Consider the following 12481-nt stretch of genomic DNA (forward strand, 5'->3'; position numbering starts at 1 on the left):
ATGTCGGGCTACGATTAGACTTTTAAAACATCCTTTAATACTACAGTTGTAGATTGGATAGAATGTAGACACAGTAAAGGATACAAGCATTTGTTGTGACGCTCTCACAACAATCTGTCCTGTCAACAACTGCGACCTCAATTTCAACCGACGATGTCGAGCGATGGGCAGATGAGTTTGCTCAGTTGAACCAACGGGAGCATCCCACCTTCGTAAAAATAGTCCAATGGCAAGCTGTCCATTGAGGTAGGCACACCGCAAACTCAACATCGGATTGACAGAGGCAATCTCCCAACGAGCACCCGATATTTGCAAGCGTCGTCCTATCTGTTTGACTGCCAATTCAACGCATCCTGAACCAATCGAGCAGAGGTGTTCAGCTTGATGGTCGGCATAGTTGCCCATCCGAGTGCAATGTTTGGTGAGATAGGCTTCAGAATTACGCGCCTGTTTGCGCGTCTTCATGAACTGCCCATTGCGGACCCGCACGATGGGTGGTGTGGGAGGGGAGAGTTAAATGCTCTCCTCGACCTAATTAGTCACACTCCGACAACTCAACTGTTGAAAATGAAGTAGGTGTTGTCTGCAATTGTGGGTCTTTGTAGTTGTGGGTCTTTGTAGTTGAGCGTTGAATAGATGCGATCGCATTATTTATGAAAATGCCTACTAATGTGGTGCGTTTACTTATCAGCAACGCACCCGACTGGACTTCAACTGACCTCTCTCCAGAGTTACGGATGCATAACAATCCGAGTTGAACCGCACCAGATCGATGATGCGATCGTCAACTCTAGTTGGCAGTGCGACCAATTTGCTACTTATTGCGCGTTGGTTCCAACGAGGTTTCCCTACAGATCTGGAAGCGGATTCAGTGTTTCCAGTGAGCAACACTTAATTGACAGGTCACGTGAGCTTGACGACCTTTTGATACTGCTTATTTGTAGTATTTACTGAGTTGACTGGTGATGGGATAGAGGGTCTGACCCAGGTAGGTTCGGGGTAGTGGCTGGGTGGTGCCGTATTTGGCTGGCCAGTGCTTGCCAGGCAGGTGCATAGTTTTGAACACCCAGTCAAACAGGATGGTGTGGGCGGAGTAGTTGGTGTCGATAGCGGGGCGTTCAGAGCTGTGGTGCCAGTGGTGAAATTGAGGGGTGACGATGATGTATTTGAGGAAGCCGAAGGGTAGGTCGAGGTTGCAGTGAATCAGAACGGCTTGGAGAGCAGCAAGGGTAACGTAAAGACCCAATACTTGTTCGCCGACACCAAGCAAATAGAGCGGTAGCATGACCATGGCGCGCTCTGAAAAGACTTGGATGAAATGGCCGCGCGAGCCAGCGAGCCAATCCAGGTCTTCAACGGAGTGGTGGACGGCGTGAACGGGCCAGAGAAGTTTGACCTCGTGGTACAAACGGTGTTCCCAATAGAGGACGAAGTCGGCGGAGAGAATGACGAGGAGGAGTTGGAAGAGAACTGGGGTTGACTGGACTGAAGCTTGGAAGTCAGGGTTCACGGCCCAATGGAAGCGGCTAGCAGTATGGTTTGCGTAGATAATGATCGCGGAAATTGCCAGATGATTGAAGCAGAAGTAGGCGAGATCTAGACCCCATTCTTTGCGGAGGATGACTTGGTTCTTGTATTTGGGGAATAACTTTTCCAGACTCATGAAGATGAAGACAGAGCCCAAGAATGCCAGAATGAGCCAGTCGAGACCAAGGGATAGGTGGTGAGCTTCTGTGCCTTTTAAGGGAAGATTGTGGCCGCCGATGGCAAAGGCGATTGTGGTTAAGAAGATGCCAATCGTGCCGAGTAAACGATATTTCTTGAGTACGAATGTCAAAATGCCAAAAAACAAGGAGAAATACATGCCGTATTTTAGGAGACCTTGGAGAAAGGCAGCATCGTAGACTTGGCGCAGTTCAGTAGTAGTGAGATAGGCAGGGTAGAGGTAAGCCAAGACGGAGAGTAGGCTCAGGGCTCCGAGGAAGACTGAGCAATAGCCGCTAATTTTACCTTCGCCAAGGCGGAATTGCCGCTCCCGATCAAGCTCAACTTGGCGATCCTGATATTCATAATCATGGGTCATGATGAAGTAATTCCGCTGTTGAGATTGCTCACATCAAATGAATTCCATATTATATTTGTTGGGATTGTTGAGATATATCAAGTTCTAAGATCGCTTATAAAACTTTGTCGATACTGCTTTGCTAGAGGGGGTTCATCACTCTGACCAAGCAAGCTTGATTCAAAATCGAATAGTGACGGCGATACTGCCTTTCCTATATCCAGAGCCTGTCGATACGTTGGAGTTGTAGTTCCGTTGAAGGCAATGCTAAGCGTCTCCCTTATTACATTCAATGTTTCCCATTCCCTATCAAGACGTTGCCTAAATCTATCCACATCACTGTTACAGCAGTTCTCAATCGAGTAAGCCACAGTCTCGCCAAGATGGGTGTGGGGTGCAGGGTTTAAGGCGTGGTGATCAAAGGAAAATGGCTGTAAGTTCTGGGGACTTAAAGACTTGACCGTCAGTATCCATATCACTACTTTAGGCAACTTTAGTTACATAAAGACATTGTCTAATAGAAGGATACCCATAATAGAGTCTGTCTAACGGTTGCCAATACCTTTGCATCGAACCCAAGCGGTTCTGGTCAATCCGCTGCATCAGAATTTTTATACTGCCGTAGGATCAATGGATGACAAGGTGTAAGCTGTGTTTTAGAAATAAGCCATAATCTTTTTTAAGCAAATGTGCTATTTCAATTCATCCTACTTGCTTCTTAGTTGGGAGAATGACATGGAGTATGAACAGCTCAGTTACGACAGTTCGACTCCAGCGATGCCACTGGACGGTTGGTATTAAGTGTTGAAAAACTGCGGGATTTGTTACAACCTTACCTGCCTGAAGGGAACAATGAAGAAAGATTTCGGCGAGAGGTGGATGGTCTGGTAAAACAGGTGGTAGAACTCAGGTTTCTAAAACGCCTATCTGGACAGGATGAAAATTACGAAATACGTCCCATTCTCAAAGCCAAGATTGATGCTGAAATGTTGGAACTCTTGAAGCAAAAGCTAGACGCTTATGCAAACCCTCCTACCCCTTGATTTCATTGATCCATCTCATGATGCCTTGTCTGGCTTTCGCCTGCAACGCTTTGAAGTGCTCAACTGGGGGTCATTTGACCAGCACCCCTGGATATTGAATCTGCGGGGGGAAATTGCTTTACTGACTGGAGCGAATGGTTCAGGGAAATCAACCCTGGTGGATGGGTTGCTGACATTATTGGTGCCAAACAAACGCCGTAACTATAATCAGGCTTCCAGTGGTTCTGGGAAGAAAGAACGGGATGAAAAGAGTTATGTGCAAGGGGCGTATGGTCGGACTCGATCGGAGGAATCCTATGGGTCTAAACCAAGATTCCTGCGGGAGAAAGCGTCGCTCTCCGTTCTGTTAGCCTATTTTAGCGACCATACCAGCAAGCAAGATGTAACCCTGGCGCAGGTGCTGTGGATGGAGGATGGGTCTGCCCGCAAGTTTTTTGTCATTGCGGATGCTGAATTAGCGATCGCCACTCATTTTGCTCAATGTACACGGATTGCTGACCTGAAAAAGCAGTTGAAGGCGAGCGGCGTTGAAACCTTTGAAGAATTTGTCAAATACAGCCAGCAGTTTCGCAAACGCTTCGGCCTGCAATCTGAAAAAGCATTGGATTTATTTAACCAAACGGTCAGCATCAAAGAGATTGGTGGGTTGAACGATTTTGTCCGCAATCATATGCTGGAAAAAACGGACGTACAAACCAAAATCTGCGAACTGCAAGAAAGCTACGAGAACCTCACCATTTCTCACACGGCAATTCAAAAAGCGAGAAAACAACTAGAGGCACTGGTTCCCTTAACGGGAGAAGCAGAAAAATTCGCAAAGCTAAAGAACGATCTCGCAGTATTTCAGAGCTTTCAACGCATTGCACCTGCATTTTTTGCCAGTAAGAAACTCAACTTGTTAATACAGGAACTCCAAAGCCTTGATCAGCACCTGACTCAAACTAAACATCAGCGAAATGAGAGCGATCGCCTGCTCATAACCCTGCGTCAACAGGAAAAGGATCTCGATTTTGCAATCAAACAAGACAGCGTAGGACAACGTTTACAGGAACTTGCACGAGAAATTGAACAATGTCATAAAGAAGTCAACCGTAAACTTGATGTACTGATTGAGCGACGCAATAGTCTTACCTTGGTTTATCCTCCAACGAGAACTTTTGCGCCCTTCTATTGCCCTTTCAATGAGGTAAGTATTCAATGGAACCCGGTGAAAATGCAGATCCGTGCTTGAAATCAACCATGGATCGCTATATGACGGAAGAGGTTGCCGAGCAACTGCTCAATAACACTTACACGGAGTTGGCAGGAGGAACGCAGAAAGAGGTCACTGTTTTGTTTACTCATGTTTCCAACTACACTTCGCTAGCTGAGGGCTTGAGCTTATCTCTACTACACGGTTTGCTAAATCAGTTGTTTGACGTTCTGGTTAGTGCAACCTTTCAGTACCAGGGAACAGTAGACAAATTTATTGGAGCAGACTTGATGGCTGTCTATGGTTCACCCTTGCCGTTAACAGATCATGCGTGGATGGCAGTTCAATCTGCTTTGTTGATGCATAGGGGTATACAAACGTTCAATGAAGCCAGAACGTTAAGAAATCAAGCAACACTCGATATCAGAATAGGTATCAACTCTGGAGTTGCTATGTCTGGAAATATTGGCTCCAGTCAGCGAATGGAGTTTACGGTGATTGGGCATGAGGTCAATTTTGCAAAACACTTAAGTCAATTAGCCTACTATCCTGATGACAAGGTGTTGATCGGAGAGAACACGTACCAGCTATGCACAGAGCGATTGCAGGCAAGAGAAGTGGGTACTATTCGACTCAACCCGCAAGGCGCGGCTGCCAAGGTTTATGGTTTAGTTGGGAACGAGCTAATTATGCCTAATAATCCCGCTGCACCGGAATGAATACACCTGTGTTACTTGTGTACAAAAGTTGCCTTCTGGGGCGATTGGTGAGGGATTTATTCGTGTATATCATTTATGCTTCATATCAGAGATGGAGAGGAGTGCGAAGTTGATCCTGTAAAGGATTTCCTGTCTATCCCAAATTGTCATGCCATGATTCATCGGCGTTCCCCTCCAGTGACGCCGCTATCATTTGACGCGCGATCGAAAATTTTTCAAAACTCGTAAGTGATACGCCATTAGAAAGACGCGGCTGCTCAACGACCTCCTTAGGATTAAAGGGCTGAAGGTACACGCTCTCTTGGTTTGAGGCATTGATTGGTGCTATTGCAGATACGCAAGACGTTCCAGGTCTTTGTGCTGAACACGGAATTATTGCTGATGCAGCGATTATCCCAATTCAGATGATCAATGAGGCGTTTGAACGAATGAAGCAGGACGATGCGAACTATCGTTTGTGATGGATGGCGCATCACTCCGCCAGGAAACCTCAACCGTTTGATGCTCCAAAGCAATCTACACCTGAGCCAGAAATGCTAATTAATCAGATTCATCTCCCTCCGGAACAAATACCAGAACCAGCCTCTTATCCTGAACTTGAGCCTGTTCCTCCACCCGATTCAGAACCCGTTGCTGATGAACCCGATCCAGAACCAACGGGTCTTCCGCCTGAGATTGATCCAGAAGCACCGGCTCAAGGATAACAGCGTGCAACATGCACTCGTTCAATAAGCGTTCTGCTACGACGTTTTGTAATAATTTACCAGGATACGGAATTAAAAGATGGACTCCAAAGATACCTCGAAAAAAACTTCACGTCGCCAAGTGCTTGGTGGGCTATCGGTTGGTTTTGTTGCCGCACAAGCAGTACCCGTCTTCGCGCAGCAGCCGTCTACCTCGGCAAATCCACCAGGGACACCCAGCCAGGACACAACAACCCCAGCCGTTCCCAATCAATCTGTTCAGCAAAACCCGGTTGACCAATATCCGAGTCCTCCCTTTCAGCGCCAACCCCAAGAACCCCCTGGTCTTGCCCGTGAAATGACCCCACGTCCGGATCATGGTGAGACCAGTTATCAGGGCACCGGACGACTGATGGGGCGCAAGGCACTCGTTACAGGCGGTGATTCTGGTATTGGTCGGGCAGCGGCGATCGCCTTTGCGCGTGAAGGAGCGGATGTGGCAATTAACTATCTGCCTGTAGAGGAGCCAGATGCCCGTGAGGTAGTTGAGCTGATCCAGGCAGCAGGGCGCAAGGCTGTAGCCATTCCAGGTGATATTCGAGATGAAAACTTCTGCAATCAGCTTGTTGCCAGTGCCGTGAATGAACTCGGTGGACTCGATATTTTGGTTAACAATGCGGCTAAGCAGCAGTCGGTTGACTCAATTCTCGACCTCACGACCGAACAGTTTGACTCGACGTTCAAGACGAACGTCTACGCGATGTTTTGGATTACCAAGGCCGCTCTACCGTATCTTTCACCCGGCGCGAGTATTATCAATACCTCCTCAGTTCAAGCCTATGATCCTAGCGAGAACCTGCTGGACTATGCCCAAACTAAGTCGGCTCAGGTTGCTTTTACGAAGTCATTAGCAAAACAGCTTGCCAAGCAGGGCATTCGGGTGAACGCGATCGCGCCTGGCCCCTACTGGACACCGTTACAAGTCACTGGCGGTCAACCGCAAAGTGTTGTTGAGCAGTTTGGCAGCGACTCACCCATGGGTCGGCCTGGACAGCCAGCAGAACTTGCCCCCATTTATGTACTCCTTGCCTCGCAGGAGTCGAGCTATGCGACCGGGCAAGTGTATGGTGCAGCAGGTGGAAGCGGAAATCCTTAATACCCTGCCACCAATGATGAAGAGGCATTGACCGGACTCATCCTGCCTGTCCCGCATCAATGGCAACCAACCTATACAGCAACGCTGTCTGCTGTATTACGGTATGCATTTGCGCTTCAAGCTTCAATTCTGGGAACCGTTCGACTCGTCAAAGTTCCCAGAATTGGAGACTATAGGGGCGATCGGCACTATGACCGCTCAATGATTCATGTATAAACTCATACTTTGGAGGATTAGGCAAGAAAATGTCAGGTTTGTGTATTTAGAGTTCTTGTTGTTACGAATACGATAAGCACAGTCGAGAAATCAATAAAAGGATTAGGCAAGTAAAAGGACATCCATCGTGCTAAACGTAGAAGACAAAGTCGTGATCATTACAGGGGCAAGCAGCGGTATTGGTGCAGCCACCGCTAAATTGCTGGCAAAACATGGCGCAAAAGTAATCCTGGGGGCACGTCGCACCGATCGCCTGGAGGCAATGGTGAAGGAGATTCACAATGCGGGTGGAACAGCCGAATATCAAGCGCTCGATGTGATGCAACGCAGCCAATTAGAGGCGATCGTGCAATTGGCTCAGAATAAGTTCGGTCGAGTTGATATTTTGATCAACAGTGCGGGAGTCATGCCACTATCAGCCCTCGACCAATTGAAAGTTGACGAATGGGATCGGATGATTGATTTCAACATCAAAGGCGTGTTGTACGGCATTGCAGCAGCGCTGCCCGTAATGAAAGCCCAAAAGTCGGGTCAAATTATCAATCTCTCCTCCATTGGCGGACATGCGGTGTCTCCCACTGCGGCGGTCTACTGTGCTACAAAGTTTGCAGTTGGCGCAATCTCAGAAGGATTGAGACAAGAGGTAGGTGGCGACATTCGAGTCACGGTCATTTCGCCAGGTGTGACGGAATCGGAGCTGGCCGACAGCATCAGTGATGAAGCGGCCAGAAAGGGAATGCAGGAATTCCGCAGATTATCGATTCCGGCTGAGGCGATCGCCCGCTCCATTTTATTTGCGATCGAACAACCGGACGATGTGGATGTGAGCGAAATCATCGTCAGACCCACCGCCAGCCCTTACTAAGCCTTTCAAGCATCTCTGTGCTAGCCAGAGCAAATGTTGTTGACGTTGCTGGCTAGATGAATCGTGGAGCGGTCATGGCTCCGATCGCCCCCTACTTCCTCCGATTCTGAGTAACTTTAACGGTGCTGAATGGGCGTATGCATCGTTGAACGGTGATGACTCCGATCGCCCTCCGTACTCCAACTTTGGGAATTTTGACGGTTCGGACGTTTCCTAACGTTGAGGGTTTGGGGGGCAGATTCATATTGCGATTCAGCACCACCCATCTTTCAACCGTCTCACCCCAGAGCAATAGCCACTCCCCTGCTAGAACTACCTCGCAAATTCGACCTGATTGCTCAACCGGACGGGAACTTTGAAACCTAACTTGGCTCGAAGGCTTTCAGGGTTGGGGATAGCGCAGATGCAGCAGAGTCATGACTCATTGCTGAGTTAATCCTCTCCTAAATCCATCGTAAGCCGTTCTTTTAGCGCGGCAACCTTTTCCTTATTAAGGCGGTAAATTTCAGCGCCAGCCATGCCCACCAGATGACCTTGAATATAGTCAATACCGATCGCTTTAACGTACGCCAAACTGATGCGAACACTTTCATCAAACCCTTCTAATATGATTTGGGGTGGGCTTTGGTTATCAGTATGGACCAGTTCATGTACAAATTTAATAATGACTTCGCTATGTTTGTGGTGAAGAATTTCTCGATCAATCTTGATATAAGGCAGCTCTAGTTTAGTTAAGCGAGAAATTGAACCGTATCCAACTCCAAAGTCATCGATCGCAAATCGTATTCCCTTATTAACATATTTCTGCAACTCCTTTCTAGCTTTAAGCAGTGATTCTGGGTCGTTACCCTCTGCTAGTAGCTTCGTTTTTTCTGAGATTTCTAAAATTAGATTCTTCCTGAGAAAATCATACTTTTCCATCATTGAAAAAGCTTTTTCACGGTATGCCCTCCTCATCAAGGAGGCAGGATAGACATTAACTGATAATGGGACAATTTCATATCCCCGGTTCATCTTTGCTTGTTTTCGAGCTTCAATATACGTCTCAATGGCAGTTTCCAGGAAATGAATATCTAACTCAATAGTAAAGTGATCGCCCCAAAGCTCTACCGTCTGAAACAAGTCGGAAGGAGCATGTAATTTGTCTGGATCTCTAGCTAACGCTTCCCAACTGGAAATAGACAGATTGCTGAAGCAAAAGATTGGCTCAAAATGAACAATCATTGTTTTGAGGCGTTCATCAAACAACTCAAACCTGCGATTGTAGAAAGATAGGGGCACAAAACCATACGTTCTTTTTAGGTCGTCCAGCAATGCAGCTTCCACTAGTGACGGTTGAGCGATCGCTTGTTGGCTGGCGTGATAAAATGCAGCCAGAATTTTTCCATACGGTTCTTTCAGAAAATGAGAGTCTTGGAGGATACCGCAAACCACCATAAATTCGGCTTGTCGAGAGGTGGCTGGCAAAGGGATGACAACAGAAGCCTTGACACCCTCCTCAGTTTCTTCGCTATAAATTTTATAGATCCCATGATGAATTGGGTTGAAGATTTCCTCTACTGAAATCGTAGATAGAATAGTTGACTTCAACGTATCAAGGTAATCAGAGTGGTTTATTGCTTCATCTAGTTCACTTTGGGCAGACACTATCCAACTGTTTTGCCGCTGCTCTCGCAGTACAAACACAAATTCCGCATTGGATGCTCGCCGAATGGCATTCAGGCTATCCGTAGCAACGTTGGGATTGAAAGTTACATTAGCATCTACAGCCAGAGATTTAGTAAACGTCTTACTGCTTAAGTGATTAATTAAGTTCTGGATCAGCAATTCATACGGTTCTAGGAGGTTATGCAACGGGGAAAAACTTGGGCGTACTGACTCATTGTCATCCAGCGATTTTGAAGTGGATAATACAACCTCACCCAGATCAATCTTTGTAATTGGCTCCTCAGGTGGCGGCTCGTCTGACTGCGATCGAGCAATGATAATATCAAAGCCCATATCCTTCATCACAATCAGCTTAGGACTCATCGTAGGAACGACATCCCTCACGTTGCGCGAAACATACTCATGTAGCTCCAGTATTGAAATAAAACCGTCTGCATTTTCATCAGCCGCACCCGTCTCAATTCCTTCTACAATGTAGCGAGTGTAAACCGATAGATCTTCCCCCTGCTGTTCAAACGAATACTGGGTAGAGCTAGAGGAGGCAAGGACGACACGACCTTCTGCACCTAATTGAGTTTGCAAATCAACAAATCCATCATCTCGCGCCAGAAGAATTGGATCAAATGCTCCACTGAAACAACAATCTAAAATAATTCCTTGTCGTTTAGCACGGCTTCCATTCATCACTTCATGAACAAACCCTGCGGATACAGCCGTTGCCTTAATTAACTCATTTCTGTTGTTTTTGCGCGTCGTTTTGGTAGCAAAGTAAAGCTTTCCCTGCTCATCTTTGACACCATGCCCTGAAAAAAATAGGATTACCAGATCGTCTTTGCTGCGTGTAGAAAACAAAACCTCGATTTCTTCCCGCATCGTTTGTGGATCGGGGTTGATTAAGCTGCTAACTTCATCAAAACCACCCATTTTGGGGTGTTCAAAGACCCGCTGTAATGCCGCTATATCATTGACCGCAGCAGGAAGCGGATTAAACCCAGACTGGTAATCACTCACCCCAATTAGCAGCGCAACTTTCGCCATATCTGACCTACAAAACTTTTATGGTGCGGACGTAGCTTAACGAGCTACAGACGACTATACAAAGCAGAAAGCTTTCTATTCCTCATTTTTGTTTTACGTAAGGTAAAGACATAATAGAGGAACTATTCACCGTTTTTCTCGCATAAACAGCAAATCTTAAGAAGCATGACGCTGACTGTTACACTCGCATCTGTCCAAGTTCTGCTTGACTGACAAAACTGTTTGGGAGCATGTCACCTTTTCATAAGCAATAGTGCTTAGTCAGTAGGGAGTAGTGAACCAATTAGCCCATTGAGATAAGCACAGCGATGAGCTAACACTTGCGCGACATTCTCACGATTCCATTGCGCGCTGAAATTTGTACTCGACGACCAATCTGCTTGATGGCGGATTCCACAGCCCCTGAACCAATCGAGTACAGGCCTTCTGCTGCAAAATATTCGTAATTCACAATGCGGTGGCGATGTTTGAGCAGATACTCACAAAAATTCTTTGCCTGTTTTTGTCTGCAATCTTTGAACAAGGCAATCGCCTTTTTGATCCTCCAGACTGTCCACCGTGAGACTCAAAAAAGTTTTCTGCACCACTAAGGTCTGGCACCTTTGAATTTGTCGGCAGATTTGGCGACGATTTAATTCAAGGCGCAAGTCAAAACGATTTGCTCTACGGCGGTTTTAATTCCGATAGATCTTTAACCGATGGCGCATTGACCTACGAAGATGATGGATTTGATATTCTACAAGGCGGTAAAGGCGATGACCTACTTAACGGTGGCAGTGGCAACGATGTCCTTGACGGTGGCGGTTTCAACTACGATAGCAATCTCAATGTAACGGGTGTTATCGTCGATGATGGTACTGACATTCTAATTGGTGGTTCTGGAAACGATACTTTTGTCTTCAATACTCCCGAAACTGGAATTGATGTAATTAGGGACTTCACGGTGTTGGTGGATAAAATTCGAATCAACCAAGCCAATTTTGGTGCAACAGGTATTAGTGATTTCTCCTTCGACCAAACTAATGGTGCTTTATCCTTTGGCTCTCAGCAGTTTGCAACGTTAGAAAACTTTGCGACTTTACAAAACTTTGATACCAACCGCGATATCCAGCTTGTCTAACAGTGTGCGTTTCTCTGTTAGGGGGAATTGAAGGGTTCAAGGAGATTTTGGGGATAACCGTTAATTGACGTTACGAAATTATGTTTCTGTAAACCTTGTTGTGAAAAGGTTTCAGGCTTATTGCACTTCGTAACAGCAACCCTTCAATTCCCCCTTGTAAGATTGGGACAGGCTTCTAGCTGTTGTGGACAGGATACCCACCCTACACATCAATTAGGATTGCTGTGGTTTAGTCAACGTTTCTTAGGGAGTGGAAAAACGCTGACATCGAATAGCCTTAACGTTCCGCATATAATCCAACTCAGCTTCAAAACCAGAAGGGCAGAGAACATACACTGTATTCTCAGGTTGGCTGATAATCAAGCGGTAAGCGGGTGGAACACCTTCAGAACTTTCGATCGCTTCAATTCTGGGAATCGGCTGTGAATAGACCTGAGCCAGGGATGGAAAGTTGAACAGCAAAAACAGGCTGAGCAGGATGGTTGCTGAGGCAATTAGCGGAAAGCGTTGGAAGGTAGAGAGAATCTTGTTCATTGGATGATTTCCTCATGAGTTTCTTGAGTGATTATTTGATAGTTGTTGGGCAATGTTTTGCCTGTGCGAAGCACATATCGTCAGAGCCGCTTAAGCACTAAGGCACCTGTAGGGGGCTGTGTTCTGGTAAAGCTTGTTGGCTGGAAGAAATGTGCTGGACAGTACACTCCTCTGTGCGCTTCTCT

General features: G+C 46.6%; 10 protein-coding genes and 4 pseudogenes. 9 read left to right on the top strand and 5 right to left on the bottom strand.

Going from position 1 to position 12481, the window contains the following annotated elements; translation table 11 throughout:
* Window positions 1–225: 225 nt before the first annotated feature.
* Window positions 226–435 (bottom strand): annotated as a pseudogene (locus IQ268_RS32315) (ISKra4 family transposase); the annotation flags it as partial.
* Window positions 436–934: 499 nt separating this feature from the next.
* Complete coding sequence (locus IQ268_RS16280) at window positions 935–2083, bottom strand: sterol desaturase family protein (RefSeq protein ID WP_193881083.1); 1149 nt, start codon at window positions 2081–2083, stop codon at window positions 935–937.
* A 743-nt stretch (window positions 2084–2826) separates the two neighbouring features.
* Between IQ268_RS16280 and IQ268_RS16285 the strand changes: the two are divergent.
* The 7 genes and pseudogenes from IQ268_RS16285 to IQ268_RS16315 form a co-directional block, all read left to right on the top strand.
* Window positions 2827–3105, top strand: a pseudogene (locus IQ268_RS16285) (DUF4194 domain-containing protein); the annotation flags it as partial.
* Entirely contained in the window at window positions 3083–4336 is a 1254-nt protein-coding gene (locus IQ268_RS16290) for an ATP-binding protein (RefSeq protein ID WP_193881086.1), read from the top strand. The pseudogene IQ268_RS16285 and the gene IQ268_RS16290, both read left to right, overlap by 23 nt.
* The gene (locus IQ268_RS16295; protein WP_193881089.1) at window positions 4333–5016 is read left to right on the top strand and encodes an adenylate/guanylate cyclase domain-containing protein; all 684 of its coding nucleotides are present in this window, start codon (window positions 4333–4335) and stop codon (window positions 5014–5016) included. The genes IQ268_RS16290 and IQ268_RS16295 overlap by 4 nt, the downstream gene beginning before the upstream one ends.
* A gap of 464 nt (window positions 5017–5480) precedes the next feature.
* Complete coding sequence (locus IQ268_RS16300; RefSeq protein ID WP_193881092.1) at window positions 5481–5720, top strand: hypothetical protein; 240 nt, start codon at window positions 5481–5483, stop codon at window positions 5718–5720.
* Window positions 5721–5799: 79 nt separating this feature from the next.
* Window positions 5800–6855 (top strand): SDR family oxidoreductase, encoded by a 1056-nt coding sequence (locus IQ268_RS16305; protein WP_228035434.1) that lies wholly within the window; start codon window positions 5800–5802, stop codon window positions 6853–6855.
* 27 nt (window positions 6856–6882) lie between these two features.
* Entirely contained in the window at window positions 6883–7071 is a 189-nt protein-coding gene (locus IQ268_RS16310) for a hypothetical protein (protein WP_193881095.1), read from the top strand.
* Window positions 7072–7198: 127 nt separating this feature from the next.
* Window positions 7199–7936 carry an SDR family oxidoreductase gene (locus tag IQ268_RS16315; protein ID WP_193881098.1) on the top strand — a complete coding sequence of 246 codons (738 nt, stop codon included), beginning with the start codon at window positions 7199–7201 and terminating at the stop codon, window positions 7934–7936.
* A gap of 432 nt (window positions 7937–8368) precedes the next feature.
* On the opposite strand, the gene IQ268_RS16320 is transcribed toward IQ268_RS16315, so the two are convergent.
* Window positions 8369–10642: an EAL domain-containing protein gene (locus IQ268_RS16320; RefSeq protein WP_228035435.1), complete on the bottom strand. Its 2274-nt coding sequence runs from the start codon at window positions 10640–10642 to the stop codon at window positions 8369–8371.
* A 257-nt stretch (window positions 10643–10899) separates the two neighbouring features.
* A pseudogene (locus IQ268_RS32320) lies at window positions 10900–11174 on the bottom strand (ISKra4 family transposase); the annotation flags it as partial.
* An 87-nt stretch (window positions 11175–11261) separates the two neighbouring features.
* On the opposite strand from IQ268_RS32320, the pseudogene IQ268_RS33430 reads away from it, so the two are divergent.
* Together IQ268_RS33430 and IQ268_RS16335 are read left to right on the top strand one after the other, a co-directional pair.
* Window positions 11262–11318, top strand: a pseudogene (locus IQ268_RS33430) (hypothetical protein); the annotation flags it as partial.
* Window positions 11319–11348: 30 nt separating this feature from the next.
* Window positions 11349–11762, top strand: a complete 414-nt coding sequence (locus IQ268_RS16335; protein WP_193881101.1) for a hypothetical protein — start codon at window positions 11349–11351, stop codon at window positions 11760–11762.
* 243 nt (window positions 11763–12005) lie between these two features.
* Here IQ268_RS16335 and IQ268_RS16340 read toward each other — a convergent pair whose 3' ends face one another.
* On the bottom strand, window positions 12006–12296 hold the full coding sequence (locus IQ268_RS16340; protein WP_193881104.1) for a hypothetical protein: 291 nt from the start codon (window positions 12294–12296) through the stop codon (window positions 12006–12008).
* Window positions 12297–12481: the final 185 nt, after the last annotated feature.

This window comes from Oculatella sp. LEGE 06141, assembly GCF_015207605.1.
Taxonomy (GTDB): Bacteria; Cyanobacteriota; Cyanobacteriia; order Elainellales; family Elainellaceae; genus Oculatella.

Coding starts and splice junctions, on each gene's coding strand:
- IQ268_RS16280 (WP_193881083.1), bottom strand. CDS start 2,083: ATGACCCATGATTATGAATATCAGGATCGCCAAGTTGAGCTTGATCGG.
- IQ268_RS16290 (WP_193881086.1), top strand. CDS start 3,083: ATGCAAACCCTCCTACCCCTTGATTTCATTGATCCATCTCATGATGCC.
- IQ268_RS16300 (WP_193881092.1), top strand. CDS start 5,481: ATGGCGCATCACTCCGCCAGGAAACCTCAACCGTTTGATGCTCCAAAG.
- IQ268_RS16305 (WP_228035434.1), top strand. CDS start 5,800: ATGGACTCCAAAGATACCTCGAAAAAAACTTCACGTCGCCAAGTGCTT.
- IQ268_RS16320 (WP_228035435.1), bottom strand. CDS start 10,642: ATGGCGAAAGTTGCGCTGCTAATTGGGGTGAGTGATTACCAGTCTGGG.
- IQ268_RS16340 (WP_193881104.1), bottom strand. CDS start 12,296: ATGAACAAGATTCTCTCTACCTTCCAACGCTTTCCGCTAATTGCCTCA.